Source organism: Cellulophaga sp. Hel_I_12 (genome assembly GCF_000799565.1).
GTDB lineage: Bacteria > Bacteroidota > Bacteroidia > Flavobacteriales > Flavobacteriaceae > Cellulophaga.
Genome location: NZ_JUHB01000001.1, coordinates 1,079,712 through 1,096,711 on the forward strand (window position 1 = coordinate 1,079,712; position 17,000 = coordinate 1,096,711).

At 34.8% G+C, this 17,000-nt stretch carries 19 protein-coding genes; 12 read left to right on the plus strand and 7 right to left on the minus strand.

Annotated elements, in window-relative coordinates; genetic code table 11:
* Positions 1–55 precede the first annotated feature (55 nt).
* Positions 56–223 (minus strand): 50S ribosomal protein L34, encoded by a 168-nt coding sequence (gene rpmH, locus GQ45_RS04995; RefSeq protein ID WP_047415605.1) that lies wholly within the window; start codon positions 221–223, stop codon positions 56–58.
* A 182-nt stretch (positions 224–405) separates the two neighbouring features.
* On the opposite strand from rpmH, the gene GQ45_RS05000 reads away from it, so the two are divergent.
* Positions 406–921, plus strand: coding sequence for a hypothetical protein (locus GQ45_RS05000; RefSeq protein WP_047415608.1), 516 nt, complete (start codon positions 406–408; stop codon positions 919–921).
* A 200-nt stretch (positions 922–1,121) separates the two neighbouring features.
* Here GQ45_RS05000 and GQ45_RS05005 read toward each other — a convergent pair whose 3' ends face one another.
* Positions 1,122–2,081, minus strand: a complete 960-nt coding sequence (locus tag GQ45_RS05005) for a lytic transglycosylase domain-containing protein (RefSeq protein WP_047415610.1) — start codon at positions 2,079–2,081, stop codon at positions 1,122–1,124.
* Between the two features lie 83 nt (positions 2,082–2,164).
* On the minus strand, positions 2,165–2,812 hold the full coding sequence (locus GQ45_RS05010) for an alpha/beta fold hydrolase (RefSeq protein WP_047415612.1): 648 nt from the start codon (positions 2,810–2,812) through the stop codon (positions 2,165–2,167).
* Between the two features lie 189 nt (positions 2,813–3,001).
* On the opposite strand from GQ45_RS05010, the gene GQ45_RS05015 reads away from it, so the two are divergent.
* Positions 3,002–3,295 (plus strand): GNAT family N-acetyltransferase, encoded by a 294-nt coding sequence (locus GQ45_RS05015; RefSeq protein WP_047415614.1) that lies wholly within the window; start codon positions 3,002–3,004, stop codon positions 3,293–3,295.
* 58 nt (positions 3,296–3,353) lie between these two features.
* Here GQ45_RS05015 and mtaB read toward each other — a convergent pair whose 3' ends face one another.
* From mtaB to GQ45_RS05030, 3 genes are all read right to left on the minus strand, one after another.
* Positions 3,354–4,682 carry a tRNA (N(6)-L-threonylcarbamoyladenosine(37)-C(2))-methylthiotransferase MtaB gene (mtaB, locus tag GQ45_RS05020; RefSeq protein WP_047415617.1) on the minus strand — a complete coding sequence of 443 codons (1,329 nt, stop codon included), beginning with the start codon at positions 4,680–4,682 and terminating at the stop codon, positions 3,354–3,356.
* 163 nt (positions 4,683–4,845) lie between these two features.
* A complete protein-coding gene (locus tag GQ45_RS05025; RefSeq protein ID WP_047415619.1) occupies positions 4,846–6,021 on the minus strand; it encodes a GlmU family protein in 1,176 nt (391 codons plus the stop codon).
* 88 nt (positions 6,022–6,109) lie between these two features.
* Complete coding sequence (locus GQ45_RS05030; RefSeq protein ID WP_047415621.1) at positions 6,110–6,361, minus strand: type B 50S ribosomal protein L31; 252 nt, start codon at positions 6,359–6,361, stop codon at positions 6,110–6,112.
* Positions 6,362–6,525: 164 nt separating this feature from the next.
* Here GQ45_RS05030 and GQ45_RS05035 point away from each other — a divergent pair, with 164 nt between their 5' ends.
* The 9 genes from GQ45_RS05035 to GQ45_RS05075 all read left to right on the plus strand — a co-directional run bounded on the left by GQ45_RS05035 (position 6,526) and on the right by GQ45_RS05075 (position 14,471).
* Positions 6,526–7,032 (plus strand): DUF4199 domain-containing protein, encoded by a 507-nt coding sequence (locus GQ45_RS05035; protein ID WP_047415624.1) that lies wholly within the window; start codon positions 6,526–6,528, stop codon positions 7,030–7,032.
* 25 nt (positions 7,033–7,057) lie between these two features.
* Positions 7,058–7,579: a DUF4199 domain-containing protein gene (locus GQ45_RS05040; RefSeq protein WP_047415627.1), complete on the plus strand. Its 522-nt coding sequence runs from the start codon at positions 7,058–7,060 to the stop codon at positions 7,577–7,579.
* Between the two features lie 76 nt (positions 7,580–7,655).
* Positions 7,656–8,177, plus strand: a complete 522-nt coding sequence (locus GQ45_RS05045) for a DUF4199 domain-containing protein (RefSeq protein WP_047415629.1) — start codon at positions 7,656–7,658, stop codon at positions 8,175–8,177.
* A 41-nt stretch (positions 8,178–8,218) separates the two neighbouring features.
* Entirely contained in the window at positions 8,219–9,205 is a 987-nt protein-coding gene (locus GQ45_RS05050; RefSeq protein WP_047415631.1) for a glycosyltransferase family 2 protein, read from the plus strand.
* An 18-nt stretch (positions 9,206–9,223) separates the two neighbouring features.
* A complete protein-coding gene (locus tag GQ45_RS05055) occupies positions 9,224–10,933 on the plus strand; it encodes a phospho-sugar mutase (RefSeq protein ID WP_047415634.1) in 1,710 nt (569 codons plus the stop codon).
* Complete coding sequence (locus GQ45_RS05060) at positions 10,933–12,756, plus strand: ABC transporter ATP-binding protein (RefSeq protein WP_047415636.1); 1,824 nt, start codon at positions 10,933–10,935, stop codon at positions 12,754–12,756. The genes GQ45_RS05055 and GQ45_RS05060 overlap by 1 nt, the downstream gene beginning before the upstream one ends.
* Before the next feature lie 192 nt (positions 12,757–12,948).
* Positions 12,949–13,491, plus strand: a complete 543-nt coding sequence (locus GQ45_RS05065) for an RNA polymerase sigma factor (protein WP_047415639.1) — start codon at positions 12,949–12,951, stop codon at positions 13,489–13,491.
* 31 nt (positions 13,492–13,522) lie between these two features.
* On the plus strand, positions 13,523–14,026 hold the full coding sequence (locus GQ45_RS05070) for a hypothetical protein (RefSeq protein WP_047415640.1): 504 nt from the start codon (positions 13,523–13,525) through the stop codon (positions 14,024–14,026).
* Positions 14,019–14,471 (plus strand): hypothetical protein, encoded by a 453-nt coding sequence (locus GQ45_RS05075; RefSeq protein ID WP_047415643.1) that lies wholly within the window; start codon positions 14,019–14,021, stop codon positions 14,469–14,471. Before GQ45_RS05070 ends, GQ45_RS05075 begins: the two co-directional genes overlap by 8 nt.
* Before the next feature lie 13 nt (positions 14,472–14,484).
* Here GQ45_RS05075 and GQ45_RS05080 read toward each other — a convergent pair whose 3' ends face one another.
* Entirely contained in the window at positions 14,485–15,513 is a 1,029-nt protein-coding gene (locus GQ45_RS05080) for an oxidoreductase (protein ID WP_047415645.1), read from the minus strand.
* A gap of 175 nt (positions 15,514–15,688) precedes the next feature.
* Here GQ45_RS05080 and GQ45_RS05085 point away from each other — a divergent pair, with 175 nt between their 5' ends.
* Entirely contained in the window at positions 15,689–16,921 is a 1,233-nt protein-coding gene (locus GQ45_RS05085; RefSeq protein ID WP_047415647.1) for an RsmB/NOP family class I SAM-dependent RNA methyltransferase, read from the plus strand.
* The last annotated feature ends 79 nt before the right edge of the window (positions 16,922–17,000 follow it).

Consider the following 17,000-nt stretch of genomic DNA (forward strand, 5'->3'; position numbering starts at 1 on the left):
AAGGTGTTACTTAAAAAAAAGTAACACCTTATATTTTGAAAATCAATTCAATCATTTATTTTTTATGTCTGTTCTCTGAAGAAACAGTTAGCTTCTTTCTTCCTTTTGCTCTTCTTCTAGCAATTACTTTTCTTCCATTTACAGACGCCATGCGCTCTCTGAAACCATGTTTGTTTCTTCTTTTACGCTTTGATGGCTGGTATGTTCTTTTTTGTCCGGGCATTTTCTAATACTTTTTAATGTTTTTCAAAACCGCGGTTCTGTCCGCAAAATCTGGGCGCAAATATACAAAGAGTTTTTGCTTTCACAAATCTAATTTAAAAAATATTTAAGTTTGTTTTTATTACTTTTGCCGAATCAAAATTTAAAACCTAAAATTAACTCCATTACAAATTTACAACTATCATGTTTAACAAGATTTTTAAATTAATACTAGCCGCCTTAATCATTGCCTATGCCGTTTACCAGTTTATTGAGGGCAATATTGGAAATGGTATTTTTTTAATCCTTTTTTCAACCATTTTTATCTTTTTATATTTTAGAAACGAGATAATTCTACTCGCGTTTTTAAGAATGCGTAAGCAAGATTTAACCGGAACTGAAAAATGGTTGTCGAAAATAAAAAATCCAGAGGCTGCTTTAACCGTAAAACAGCAAGGCTATTTTAATTATTTACACGGAATTATTTATTCGCAAACTAATTTAACCACTGCTGAAAAATACTTTAAAAAAGCTTTAAAGCTTGGTTTAACGATGGATTATGATGTGGCCATGGCAAAGTTAAGTTTAGCAGGTATCGCCATGCAGAAGCGCAGAAAAAGAGAAGCTACGATGCTTTTAAACGAAGCTAAAAAGCTAGACAAACAAAATATGCTCGCTGATCAGATAAAGATGATGAAGGAGCAAATGAAAAAAATATAAGGTAAGACCTACCGGTTTTACTTAAAAAAGTACAATTTACTTCTTCTTAAAAAATTAAAATCATACACCGTACTTTTAATACTTAGCTTAGTTGCTCTTATGGGTATTTTTTACTAGGCTATTACTTTAATGAGGTCATCTTGTAATAAAAAAAAAGAAGCTTTTTAAAAGCTTCTTTTTTTGTTGTGATTTTTTACTATTTACTTTGAGAACTTATAATAGCCCTTATTTGGAATTTCAATGGTGTATTTTTTTCGAGACGCATTATTTAAATGTGGCTCGCGTAACCAAGGGTTGTGTCGTTTTAAGATTTTATAATTAATTTCATATTGCTTAGCAAAATCGGAAAAATTACTGATCGGAGCATCTACCTCAACATTAAAAGTAGGTACCTGAGTATACATATCTTCTTTGCGTATATCAAAGCCATACTTTTGGGGATGCGATAAAATTTCTTTAATCGCTAAAATTCGAAACACATAGCGACCTGTTTCCTGTCCTAATAACAAATCATAATAGGCATTGACATCTTGAGCTGTTAAGTTCTTCTGAATGCCATAAGATCCAGCATTGTAAGACGCTGCAGCTAAGGTCCAGTTTCCAAATTTAGCTTTTGACTTTTTTAGGTATTCACATGCTGCTTCAGTCGCTTTTTCCACATGGTACCGCTCATCGATATTTTCATTTATTTCCAGTCCGTATTCTTTACCCGTAGTTTTCATAATCTGCCAAAAACCAGAAGCTCCCGCTGGAGATACCACATTTTCTAAACCACTTTCTGCAACGGCTAAATATTTAAAATCATCCGGAACACCATTTTTCGCCAAAATAGGCTCTATAATGGGAAAGTATTTATTGGCTCTTTTCATTAATAAAAGGGCATTAGACTGCCAATAGGTATTTACCAAAAACTCTCGATCTACACGTTCCATAATTTCTGGATCATCAAAAGGAACTTTTTCTCCGGCAAAATTTAAATCTTCTGGAATATCAATCGCGCTTATTTTGTAGGTCGGACTAACATTTTTAGTATTATTTTCCGCAGCAATTTCTCTATTTAAAGGTTCATTTTCATCCGTTACGTTTTGTACGGCAAAAATTAAAGTGCTGCCTACAAACAGCACGCCCAATAGCATCAATATATTTTTTAAAAATTTCATAGTTATCGCGTTTATAGTAGTTCAAAGATATTGAACTGGTTTATATTATGTTCGTTTATATGTAAAAAGTTTAAACAAGCTGTTTATATAGAACTTTCATTTTCCAAAATTAGTGTAGGAAGGTGCTCATTAAACCATTTATGCCGGTGAATAATCATGGTATGGGTACCATTTTTTACAGAAATACAGTTGTGAATATTTTCTATAGGGAAAACGGCATCTTTATCTCCTTGAATGTGCACTAAATTTGGCAGCACCGTCGTTTCTTTCCAGTTAATAATCTGATCTATGGACCAATCTATATAGGCCTTATCTCTGATCGATAAATACTTTTCATACAGTGCTAATCGTTTTGTGACTGTTTCCCCAAAAGCATATTTTGCTAGTAACTCTACATTGTGCACCAAACTTGTGGGTAATAACTTATGAATTTTTGTATACCTCGAAAATTGCATTCTTTTTGGAAACTCTTTTGATGATTTAACACTCGAAATAATAATCACTTTTCGTGTAGGCATCTGTTTGGCCATTTCTTGTACCAAGATACCACCAAAGGAAACACCAATTAAAACAGGATTTTTATGCATCACTAAGGCACACATTTTTAAGGCGTATGCTTCAAGGCTTTCATTTTTTTCTGGCATAAACCAAGATAATTCGTGTACTTCAAAAATTTCCGGAGCTAATTTAAGATGTTCAAATATCAAAGGAGATGCTGCCATGCCCGGCATTAAATAAACAGGTATTTTCAAATTAATCAGTATAAAGTAAAGATACACAAAGCTAGGAAGTTAGTGATAATTATAGTACTTTTACGTACTTATTTTTTTTCATTACGAATATTTCACTGATGGTAATCGAAGCTCAGAACATCTGAGAACTTACATGGGTTTCAAAACATAAATTAAAATCAAAACTATATGAATGAAGTACAAATTAAGGACAATAGTTTTTTGCGTCAGTATGAAACTAGTGTTGATGGTCATTTAGCGAAGATTGAGTATTCTTCACAAGAACGAAAAATTTTCTTAACGAAATTAGTTATCCCTGAAGAAATCACCCAATCGGGTTTTAAAGATGCTTTTTTAGGGGCTGTTCTTGATGATATTCAGGAAAAAAATCTGCGAGTGGTACCAACGAGCCCACAAATTGCAGGTTTTTTAAGAAAAAACAGAAAATACAAAGATATGCTCCCTATTGGAATTCGTATCTAAATTGCAGTACTATACCTTACGAAAAATATATTTTTAACCTCTCTTTTGAGAGGTTTTTTTATGCTTCAACATGCGCTTCAACAAAATCAAAACGCACTAAGCCATCTTCATCAATCTTAGTTAAGGCTACTTTTTTAAGTTGATTGACCAATTCAGGATCCCAAGCGGCCTTTACTTTCACGTAATTTTCGGTAAAGCCATGAATATAGCCTGCTTTGTTTTCACCTTCAAATAAAACAGTTCTTATGCTGCCTAATTGACTTTCGTAAAAAGCCCTTCTCTTTTTAACCGATAAACTTCGCAACATTTTACTGCGTTTGTTCCTGACTTTTTTGGGAACCACGTTCAACATATTAGCGGCTACCGTGTTATCACGCTCAGAATAGGTAAAAACGTGTAAATAAGAAATGTCTAATTCGTTTAAAAAATGGTAGGTCTTTAAAAACAATTCGTCTGTTTCACCGGGAAAACCAACAATGACATCAACACCAATACAGGCATCTGGCATTACCTCTTTAATTTTAGTAACACGATCAACATACAAACCGCTTAAATAACGCCTACGCATCAACTTTAAAATTTCGTCACTTCCACTCTGCAAGGGAATATGAAAATGAGGCACAAAAGAATTGCTTTTGGCGACAAAGTCGATTGTTTTATTCTTTAAAAGATTAGGTTCTATAGAGGATATGCGCAACCTGTGAATGCCTTCAATTTGATCTAAAGCTGCTACTAAATCGTAAAAAGTGTGCTCATGCTTTTTGTTTCCAAACTCACCTTTTCCGTAATCGCCAATATTAACTCCCGTTAAAACAATTTCCTTTATGTCTTGGGAAGCTATTTCGTAAGCATTTTTGACCACGTTGGCTAAGGTATCACTTCGTGAAATACCACGGGCTAAAGGAATGGTACAGTAGGTACATTTATAATCACAACCATCTTGAACTTTTAGAAAGGCTCGGGTTCTATCACCAATAGCATAACTGCCCACATAAAAATCAGCTTCTTCTATTTCGCACGAATGGATAGCGCCAAAATTGTTTTTTGAAAGGTCATTGATGTAATCCGTTATCTTAAACTTTTCGGTAGCGCCTAACACCAAATCAACACCATCAACGGCTGCTAATTCTTCTGGTTTTAATTGCGCATAACAGCCAATGGCCGCTACAAAAGCCTCTGGGTTTATTTTTTGAGCTTGTTTGACAATATTTTTAAAGCGCTTATCGGCATTTTCAGTCACCGAACAGGTATTGATCACATACATATCGGCCCTCTCTGAGAAATCTACACGATCAAAACCTTCGTCCTGAAAGCCTCTTGCAATTGTGGATGTCTCTGAAAAATTTAGCTTACAGCCTAAGGTATAAAATGCGACTTTCTTTTTCAATGTACTCGTATTTATTTAATTACTATGTATTAATGCCTGCCATGCAAAGATAGTGATGGCTTAGGAAAGTAAAAAAGAATATAGATAGCGAAGCTTTAAATTATGTTCGAGCCGATACCCTTAAGATCCTAACCTAGGTATTCATATTTTAGAGTGACCTTGACTAATATTTTCTCCATTTTTTAGTCTCCTCGAATACGTGATTTAAAATATCTTCATCAAGAGTGGTAAATTCGACCCCTCGCCTCGCCATCATTACCTTTGCGGCTTCAAAGGCTTTTGCTGGTTGATAACTGATAAATCCTGAAGCTCCACCCCAACTAAAACTAGGAACAAAGTTTCTTGGAAAACCAGGTACGTAAATATTGCAGTTGACCCCAATAACCGTTCCTGTATTAAACATGGTATTTATAGCAGATTTACTATGATCACCCATCATTAAGCCACAAAACTGAAGGCCTGTTTGTTCAAAACTCTCCGTCTCATAATTCCAGAGTTTTACTTTTGCATAATTATTTTTCAAATTCGAATTATTTGAATCTGCACCAATATTACACCATTCTCCCAAAACAGCATTCCCCAGATACCCTTCGTGACCCTTACTTGAATAACCAAAAATAACAGAATTACTTATTTCTCCGCAGACTTTACTATAGGGACCAACTGTTGTGGCTCCATAAATTTTGGCACCCATTTTAACTACCGCATGGTCGCACAAGGCTAAACCACCGCGAATAAGACTTCCCTCCCAAACTTCGGCATTTTTGCCTATATAAATTGGGCCCTCAGTAGCATTTAAAATGCTGTGTTCTACTTTTGCTCCTTCTTCAAGAAAAATATTTTCTGGACAAATTAAGCGGTTCGTATTAGATATAGGCTCACTTATTCGGCCTTCGGTGATCAAATCAAAGTCGGCCTGCAAAGCTGCTGCATTTTTAGAAAAAATATCCCATGTTTTTTCAATTCTACATACCTCGCCTTGAAACTCTATGGCTTCATAGGTCTCAAAATTAACCTCCTCTTGTGTGTCGCTGGTATAAAAAGCAATGACATCTTCCCCGTAAAAAATAGCTTGGTTCACTGTTAACTCGGTGACCATATCCACCAATTTTTTAGTCGGTAAAAACGAAGCATTGATTAAGACATTCTCTTCCATTTCAACCATAGGGTACTTTACGGACAGGTATTCTTCTGTAATCGTGGTCGTGGTACTTTTTAAATAATGCTCCCACTTTTCTCGAATCGTCAGTATGCCTATACGAATTTCGGCAACAGGTCGCGTAAAAGTAAATGGCAATAGTGCTTTGCGTACGGTGCCATCAAAAAGTATATAATTCATTTGTTTCGTTTTTAGACAAAAATAAAAAAAGTCACGCTCCGATATCTATCAGGGCGTGACTTTCTTTTATAAGAGTTAAGAAGTGTTATTACTTCTTAAATTTGTCGTACTTATTTTTGAATTTATCAATACGTCCAGCAGTATCTACCAATTTAGCTTTACCTGTGTAGAACGGGTGCGATGTTCTTGAAATCTCTAATTTAATTAATGGATATTCTACACCATCAACCTCTAAAGTTTCTTTTGTATCAGCAGTAGACTTCGTTAAAAAAACATCTTCGTTAGACATGTCTTTAAAAGCAACTAATCTATAATTCTGTGGGTGTATATCTTTTCTCATGAGTTTAAAACTTTATAACTTGTATTTTTCGAGGTGCAAATTTAAAATTTTTTCCGGATATACCAATAGATAATGATAAAAATATACTACAATTTTGACAACCTTGGTATTTAAACAAAATAATAAAGATTATTTTTGCCTCACAAGCGTAAAATTACACAAAATTGAAAACAACGAGCTCATCAAATATTAAAAACTTAGTATTCCCTATTGCAATTGTATTTGCTATGGCAAGGATACTTTTAGATCTAGGTCTAAAACTCATAGAAACCAGCGCAATACCTTATTACTCATCCTTCTTTATTGCTGCAGTTTTCGAAATTATTGCCATTGTTTACCTGATAAAAAAATATAAAAAAAGCAACCAAGAACAATTATCGCTTAGTGAAGCTTTAGTCGTAGGTGTCATGTTTATGGTTATTGTGGGTACTTTATTTGCCCTACAGTCTTTTTTATACGACACGTATGTAAATCCTGAATTTCAAAAAAACGCGGCCTTAGAATTTGCTAATCTTTATGGCAAGGGTGCTGATGTAGAAAAAATGATGATTGGCGAGGAAAATATACAAGCAACAAGTTCTATTTTCAGTATTTTCACCAGTATTCTTAAATTTTCTTTACTAGGTATTTTAATTTCATTTATTGTAGGAAGCATCTTAAGAAATAGATAAGAACAAAAAAAGACAGACTATTTACATGACAGCAAATCAGACTAAAATTTTAAAATTTGGCGTTAATTTCGGCCTCCTAACGGGTTTTGTGGTTGTGCTATATACCATTATTACGGTAGCATTAGGCTTGCTGTATGACAAAAGCATCACCAAGGCCTTTATTGGATTATTAGCACTGGTCATCCCCATAAGTTTTACCATTGCATCCTTTAAAAAACAAAATGATAATTCACTGAGTATAAGCGAAGCATTGGGAGTTGGCATCATAACAGCATTAGTGGCTTCCGTATTGATTATTATTTTTACCTATTTGTTAAGCAACTTTATTATTGATGATTATTGGGAAGTATCCGCGGCAAATAGTCGCATAGCCTTGCAACAACAATTTCCTGAAATAACAGAAGACCAGTTAAATGCTAAAGTAATTTCGCAACTAGAACTGTCCTGGATCACTTATCCGCTTATTCTTTTATTTAATGCAGCGATAGGCTTTATCACCTCCTTTATTACAGGGATGGTCTTAAAAACAAAAGAGACGTTTAGATAGAAAAATTGTTTTAGCGTAACATTTTTATGTAAATTGATGCTAATTAAGTAATTAGCAACCTAAAAATCGATTTAAAATGGAAGAACTAGAACTTAAAACAAGAAAATTCTCATTTACTTTCGGTGTACTTTTTGGTGTCTTTAGTATTATATTTAGCTTAATGCTATTTTCCGCAGATTTGCAATATGAAAATGGCGCATTGGTGCAGATAATTCCGTATGTACTTTTGGCAACTGCCATAATTTTAGCCATGGTACAATATAAAAAAGCAAATTCCGGCTATTTGAATCTAAAACATGGAATGAAAATAGGTAGTTTAACTGCATTTATAGGTGCAATTATCGCAGTTCTTTATTTTTATGTTTTCGCCAATTATATGCAACCCGATTTTTTGGATAACATGTTCGAAATTCAAAAACAACAAGCTATGGAAGCAAACCCTTCTTTATCTTTAGAACAAATAAACCAAGGAATAGAAATGCAAAAGCAATTTGCATGGATTTTTTATCCTGCAGTAATTTTTATGTATACTATTTTTGGATTTGTAGTAGGACTTATAACGGGACTAATTATGAAAAAAGAAAAGTCAGCTTATTAATCTCAAAATTGTATTTTTGAAAATATTTTCAGAAATAGTGCATGAACTTATCTATCGTAATACCCTTATTAAACGAAGAAGAATCCTTACATGAACTTCATCAATGGATTGTTTCTGTCATGGAGGCCCACCAACTTTCCTATGAAATTATTTTTATTGATGATGGTAGTACAGATACTTCTTGGCAAAAAATAATAGAAATTTCCAATCAAGATCCTCGTGTTCAAGGCGTACGATTTTTAAGAAATTATGGTAAATCGCAAGCATTACATGCTGGTTTTAAGGCTACTAAAGGCGATGTAGTGATTACTATGGATGCAGATTTGCAAGACAATCCTGAAGAAATACCAGAATTATACCGACTTATTATAGAAGAGCAATACGATTTAGTATCGGGCTGGAAAAAAAAGCGCTACGATGCAGTATTAAGTAAAAACCTGCCTTCCAAATTATTTAATTGGGCTGCACGTAAAACAAGTGGTGTACAACTGAACGACTTTAATTGTGGTTTAAAAGCTTTCAATAAAGTAGTTGTAAAAAATATAGAAGTTTCGGGCGAAATGCATCGCTATATTCCTGTTTTAGCCAAAAATGCAGGGTTTTCTAATATTGGTGAAAAAATAGTACAACACCAAGCGCGAAAATATGGCAAAACGAAATTTGGTATGGAGCGCTTTATTAATGGTTTTCTAGATTTAATTACCATTTGGTTTGTTTCCAAATTCGGAAAACGCCCAATGCATTTATTCGGCGCATTGGGGGTTATGATGTTCATCATCGGTTTTGGATTTTCATTATATTTAGGGATTGATAAATTATTTATTCATCAAACAGGACGATTAATAACCGACAGACCACAATTTTTTATCGCGTTAACAGCTATGATCATTGGAACCCAATTATTTTTAGCAGGCTTTTTAGGAGAAATCATGGTGCGTGCTAAAAACAATGAAACCAGGTACACTATTGCTGAAGAAATAAATAATACCTTACTTTTAGAAACGAAAACTAGTAAATTAAAACTATAAAATTTAAGTCACTCTTTTATGGAAGACATCCTAAACACTGCCAAAGCTTGGTTATCAAGCCCTTTCGATAAAAAAACTAGAGACGAAGTTCAAGAGTTAATAACTTCAAATACCGAAGAATTAAAGGACCGCTTTTATAAGAATATGGAGTTCGGAACGGGGGGTATGCGCGGCATCATGGGGGCTGGCACCAACAGAATTAACAAATATACCTTAGGAAAAAGCACTCAAGGATTGAGCAACTACTTAAAGCAAACCTACAAAAACGAGGCTATAAAAGTGGTTATTGCTTACGATTGTCGCCATAATAGTGATACTTTGGCGAAAACAGTAGCCGAAGTTTTTTCGGCGAACGGCATTCATGTTTATTTGTTTTCAGAACTAAGAACCACACCCGAATTGTCGTTTGCGGTACGCCATTTAAAATGCCATGCCGGCATTGTCTTAACGGCATCACACAATCCGCCAGAATATAATGGCTATAAGGTATACTGGACAGATGGTGGGCAAATTGTGCCTCCTCAAGACACGGCGATAGTTGCTGAAATAAATTCATTAGCCTTCGAGGATATTAATTTTGAAGCAAAACCTGAGTTAATTCAATTAATTGACAAAGAAGTAGATGAAGCTTTTATATCAGAGTCTGTAGCAAAAGGAAGCTTTAACGCAAAAGGAAAAGATGATTTTTCAATTGTTTTTACCTCCTTACACGGTACTTCAATTACGGCTATTCCCGAGGTTTTAAAACGTGCAGGCTATAAAAACGTAACGATTATAGAAGAACAAGCCAAGCCTGACGGTAATTTCCCAACGGTAGTTTCTCCTAACCCCGAGGAACCGGAAGCGCTCTCTATGGCGATTAAAAAAGCAGAAGAACTAGGCGCAGATATGGTGGTCGGTACAGATCCAGACAGTGATCGTTTGGGGATTGCCGTTCGTAACTTAGAGGGCCAAATGGAAATTTTAAACGGGAACCAGGCCATGGTTCTTATGACCAATTTTCTTTTAGAAAAACAAAAGCAAAAGGGATTCAAGGGCAACGAATTCACTGCTTCAACCATTGTTTCTACACCTATGATGGAGGCGATGTCGCAGGCCTACGGTGTTGAATACAAAACGGCATTAACGGGTTTTAAATGGATCGGAAAAATGATCAAAGATTTCCCTAACCAACATTTTATAGGTGGTGGCGAAGAAAGTTTTGGCTATATGGTAGGTGATTTTGTACGTGATAAAGATGCGGTTACTTCTACCCTACTCGCTTGTGAAATTGCCGCCGATGCGAAAGCAAAAGGAAGTTCTTTTTATGAAGACTTAATAGATTGTTATGTAGCTTATGGCTTCTACAAAGAAAAATTAATTTCACTGACCAAAAAAGGAATGGATGGCGCTGCCGAGATTAAGCAGATGATGATCGATTTCAAGGAAAATCCAGTAGTTGCAATCGATGGTTCTAAAGTCATTATAGTCGATGACTATAACACATCGACTTCTAAAAATATAAAAACGGGAGTGGTTACCGCTATTGATATACCCACCTCTAATGTGCTAATTTACACCACAGAAGACGGTACTCGAATGGCTGCTAGACCTAGCGGCACCGAACCTAAAATAAAATTTTATTTCAGTATCAACACAAGCTTAGATAGCGCTAAAAACTTTAAAAAGGTAAATGCAGCATTAGAAGCTAAAATAGAACGAATTTTGAGTGAACTCAAATTGTCGTAATGGAGTATTACAAGAAAATTCTTCGCTTTGCGAAACCCTATGCTAATTACGGCTACTTAAATATTTTTTTTAATGTACTTTATGCCTTGTTTAGTGCGCTTTCGTTTGCGGCACTTATTCCTATGCTAGATGTACTTTTTAATAAAACTGAAAAAGTATTTACAGCGCCGGTTTATACCGATATTGCCCATATTAAAGATTATTTACAAGCGTATATCAATTACCGAGTAACCGCTTATTCTGGTGATGATGAAATGAAAGGTCTTGTTCTAGTTATTGGTTTGGTCTTAGTATTGTTCCTGCTAAAGAACTTTTTCAATTACCTGGCGATGTATTTTATTACATTTTTAAGAAATGGAGTCTTAAAAGACATTCGCAATAAAATGTACGAGAAAATTACAGAATTACCACTTTCTTTTTATTCTGAGAAAAGAAAAGGCGATGTCATTGCAAGAATAACTTCCGATGTATTAGAAATTCAACATTCGTTTTTATCCGTTTTAGAATTGATTGTTCGTGAACCGTTGACGATTCTATTTACCATAGTAATTATGTTTGGCATAAGTGCTAAACTAACCTTTTTTGTATTCATTTTTATTCCTATCGCTGGACTCATCATTTCAAGTATTGGAAAAACTTTAAAGAAAAAATCAGATAATGTTCAGCGAGAACAAGGCGAATTTTTATCGATTACTGAAGAAACTCTAGGTGGCTTAAAAGTAATTAAAGCCTATAACGCAGAATCACGTTTTAACACGGCCTTTAAAAACTCTACGAATCGTTTTTTTAAATTTTCAAACATATTATTAAACAGGCAAAATTTAGCCTCACCCACAGGAGAGTTCTTAGGAATTTTAGTTATTGGTGTGTTATTATGGTTTGGTGGCAAAATGGTATTAATTGAAAACACCTTAGATGCTTCTTCTTTTATTGCGTATATGGGTTTAGCCTATAATATCCTTACACCAGCAAAAGCGATCAGTAAAGCATCTTACGGCGTTAAAAAAGGCAATGCCGCCGCGGAACGTGTATTAGAAATCTTAGAAACAGAAAATACGATTACCGAAAAAGAAAATGCGATTGCTAAATCAGCGTTTGAAGAAAGTGTACAACTACATAATATCAGTTTCAAATATGAAGATGACTATGTGCTTAAAAACTTTAACCTGACTGTTCCAAAAGGACACACCGTGGCCCTAGTGGGGCAATCTGGTAGCGGAAAAAGTACCATTGCAAACCTAGTTACGCGTTTTTATGATGTCACTGAAGGCGAAATTTTGATTGATTCGATCAATATAAAAGACTTCAAAAAAGATTCCCTTCGTGGCCTTTTAGGGCTAGTATCACAAGATTCGATTCTGTTTAACGATACGGTTAAAAACAACATCAGCTTAGGGAAAGAAAATGCCACAGACGAAGAAATTATAGCAGCGGCGAAAATTGCCAATGCACATGATTTTATAGCTGAATTGCCTGATGGGTACGATACCAATATAGGCGATAGTGGTAATAAGTTAAGTGGTGGCCAAAAGCAACGCTTGTCGATCGCCCGAGCGGTTTTAAAGAACCCGCCTATTATGATCCTCGATGAGGCTACCTCAGCCTTAGATACGGAAAGTGAGCGTTTAGTACAAGATGCCTTAGAAAAAATGATGCGAAACAGAACCTCCATTGTCATTGCACATCGATTATCTACCATTCAGAATGCGAATACTATCGTAGTACTTCAAAAAGGGGAAATCGTAGAACAAGGTTCACATGCTGCACTATTAGCAGCAAACGGAGTTTATAAGAAGTTAGTGACCATGCAGTCGTTCGGGTAATTTGGTTATTGGGTTTAAAACGTTTAAGCTTTCTAGTTTAAAGTATGTTTTTAACGTATCATTAAACGTTTATTACATTCCGTATTTTGAGTTTTTTTGAACTTGACACTGGCGCTAGAACTTTTGTTTTTTTTTTTAAATTAAACCTTTTCTTATTTTTAAAGTCATATAAGTAGTATTAGATAACTCAATTTGGTATCAGAAGAACTTTTAGTAAAGCAATTGCAAGCACCTACTACTCAGGCGTCTGCTTTTCAGTTATTGGTGAATACCTATAAAGAACGCTTGTATTGGCACATCAGAAGAATTGTTGTAGACCATGATGATACCGATGATGTTTTGCAAAACACTTTTATTAAAATTTTCAGAAATATAGATGGTTTTAAAGGCGAAAGTAAATTATACTCTTGGATGTACCGGATTGCCACCAACGAAGCCCTAAGTTTTATTAAGGAAAAAACTAGAAAATTAGGCAACAATAACATGGAAGTGCAGCAAAAAATGATTGAAAATTTAGAAAGTGATGTTTATTTTGAAGGTGATTTTATACAGTTACAACTCCAAAAGGCCCTTGCTACCCTGCCAGAAAAACAAAAATTAGTTTTTAACATGAAGTATTTTGAAGAATTAAAATATGAAGAAATTTCTGAAATTCTTGAAACTTCTGTCGGCGCATTAAAGGCCTCATACCATTTGGCAGTAAAAAAAATTGAAAGCTTTTTAATCGAGCATTAAACCTTTTAACACATTGATAGTCTTATAAATAATGAATAAAAAATTAGACGGATTTAAGATACCTGAAGACTACTTAGATAATTTTACCCATAAGCTTATGGCTAAAATTTCAGAGGAAAGTTCTCGTGAAACTAAGCGTGATGGCTTTAAAGTTCCAGAAGCTTATTTTGACGCTTTGTATACTAACATTGAAACTAAAATAAATAGCCCTTCACCGAAAGTTATACAGCTTAACCCATTCAAAAAATATTACTATGCTGCTGCTGTGGCGGCTGTGCTTCTATTTTTTATTGGTCTTAACTTAAACACTACTGCTGAAATTACTTTCGATGACCTCGCAATTTCTGATATTGAAAGCTATTTTGAAGATAACGATTTAGATTTTAGCACTTACGAACTGGCTGAAATGTTACCTATTGATGAATTAGAGATTAAAGACATCATCGACCATCAATTAAATGATGAAAATATCATCGACTATATCGATAATAGTACTGACACTTTTGAAGAATTAAATTTTGATCCCAATGAATAATTTAAAAAAAATACTATTCCTAACACTTCTTTTTTCAAGTGCCCTATTTTATGGCCAACGTGACGTGGATAAGGATAAAATAAAAACGCTAAAAATTGCATTTATAACCGAGAAATTAAATTTATCGTCTCAAGAAGCGCAAGGTTTTTGGCCTATCTATAACGATTATCAAGCCGAAAAAGAAAAATTGCGCCAAAAAGAATATGCAGAAATTCGTTCTAAAATAAATGATGCCGATAAGCTATCTGAGAAAGAAGCCGCTACACTTTTAAATAAAGTAATGCTGCACGAAGACGACGAAAATAAAATTCTAGAAAACTTTATGGGTAAAGTAACTAAGGTTATAAGCGCAAAAAAAACACTTTTACTATTGCGATCTGAAGAAGAATTTAAAAGACAACTAATTCGTCAATACCACGAAAAAAACAGAAAAAGTAAGCCTTAAAGCAATTTTGTCCCTATTGGAAACTGAGTTTCGCGATTCTATTTTTCCCTGCAGCGTAGGCTACAGAATCATTTTTGAATCGAAGGGTATAAAATGCCTCCTTAGATAATTCAGTCCAAGTACTACCCATATCTTTAGAGTAACTAATGCCATTAAAACCTATAGCAATTAAGCCCTTCCCGTCTGAATTAGGCACAAATTGAACACAACTTTTGTAAGAAGGTGCTAGCCCATCGGCTACCAATTTCCAAGTTTTACCTCCATCAATGGTCAATGCTTTGTTCTTAAGGTTTTCTTCTGGTTTGGTATAATCACCCCCAATCGCAAAACCAATCTGTTCATCATAAAAATCAATACTGTAAATACCCTGGGTTGCTTCTGTATGAATAATGGGTGTTTGAATAAGCTCCCAATTTTTTCCCTTATCCGCAGAATAAAAAATACGTGCTTTTGTAGTGGCCACCCAAGTTTTATCGCCAACCGTTTTAATATTCGTATTACTTGCGGCGAAAGCCCCTTCACCTTCCATACCATCAGGCAATTCAGAACAAGGTAACTTTTTCCAAGTTTGGCCTCCATTTCTCGTGATGATAACCGACAAACATCCTTCCATACTGTCCCCAATAGCAATACCTTCTTGATCATTCCAAAAAGTCATGGCATCATAAAAAACGGTTTCAGCCTCTTCTTTATACACCAATTCAAATTCACCGGCATCGCCCGTTTTATATAACAAAGCAGGATTTGCAACAGACAATACAAACACATCTTTAGTGTTGTGCGCTATGGCCCTAAACTCTGGTACAATAGCATTGAACTGCTGTGTTTTTGTAAAAACTTTATCTTTCGCTAAGTCGATAGAACCGATAAATCCTTTATTCGCTGAAAATACCAAGCTTTCACCTATAATTTCAATGGCTCTAATACTTAAAGAATCTTCGTAGATGGTTTCTACACTTACGGAACTAAATGTTTTCATTTGTTTTTCTTCTTGACAAGAAAATAAACCTATTGAAAAAATTACGAGTAGTACATATTTCATTATAATAGAATTTAAACTGGTTAAAATAAAAATGACAAAACTCTAACGCCCAAAAAATACAGACATTTGGCTTTCGACCTTAGACTTTTAGTCATTTATATTAATTTGATCAAAAATAAAAGGATTAGGTTCTAAAACAATACCTTTGCAGCCTTAAATTTATAAAATACAAACAATGAAACTACATAGAAATTTGGTATTTGCCGTGGTTGATGCCTTAAACCTAATTTTTAATGAAGGGGAATATGCCGATAAAGTAGTTCAAAAAGTATTGAAATATGATAAACGATGGGGTGCTCGTGATAGAGGCTTTATTGCTGAGACGACCTATGAAATTGTTCGTTACAAACGTTTATATACCGAAATTGCAGAAGTAAAAGCACCATTTAGTCGTCCTAATTTATTTAGATTATTTGCTGTTTGGGCGGTTTTAAGAGGTATTGAGTTGCCTGATTGGAAGCAAATTGAGCCAGTTCCAGAACGTAAAATAAAAGGGCGCTTCGATGAGTTGTCAAAAATTAGAAAGTTTAAAGAATCTATCCCTGATTGGATGGATGAATTAGGAGAAAAATCTTTAGGAGAAAAACGCTGGACGAAAGAATTAAATGCCTTAAACCAACAAGCAGAAGTAATTTTAAGGGTCAATACCTTGAAAACAACCAAAGAGGCCTTACGACAAGAGCTTCTAGAAAACGGTATCGACTGTGAACCAATTAAAGGCTATCCAGATGCCCTTAAGCTAGCCGAACGCGGGAATGTTTTTACGACCGAAGCCTTTAAAAATGGTTTTTTCGAAGTGCAAGATGCTTCGTCTCAATTAGTTGCAGCCTTTTTAGATGTGCAACCTGGGCAACGGGTTATTGATACCTGCGCTGGTGCTGGTGGAAAAACATTGCATATTGCAGCCCTTATGGAAAATAAAGGGCAATTGATTGCTATGGATATTTACGAAAACAAATTAAAAGAACTTAAACGAAGAGCCAAACGCAACGGTGCTTTTAATATTGAACCAAGAGTCATAGACTCCACCAAAGTCATCAAAAAATTAGCCGAAAAAGCAGATCGTATTTTAATTGATGCGCCTTGTACCGGACTAGGTGTTTTACGAAGAAACCCTGATGCAAAATGGAAATTACAACCAGAATTTTTAGAACAAATAAAAGCCACACAACAAGAAATTTTACGTAGTTACAGCAGAATGCTAAAACCAGAAGGTAAAATGGTCTACGCTACCTGCTCTATTCTACCCCAAGAAAATAACGATCAAGTAAAATCATTTTTAGCCTCTCCAGAAGGGGCAGATTTTAGATTACTAAAAGAAAACAAAGTATCTGCTGCTGAAAGTGGCTACGATGGTTTTTATATGGCCTTATTAGAGAAAGTGGCAACAAAAAGTAAAATAGCCTAATTTTTAAAGTAATCAACAATCCACCCAAAAACTGTTAACTTTTCTCGAAAGATAATCCTTGAAAAAATCGTAAATTTGC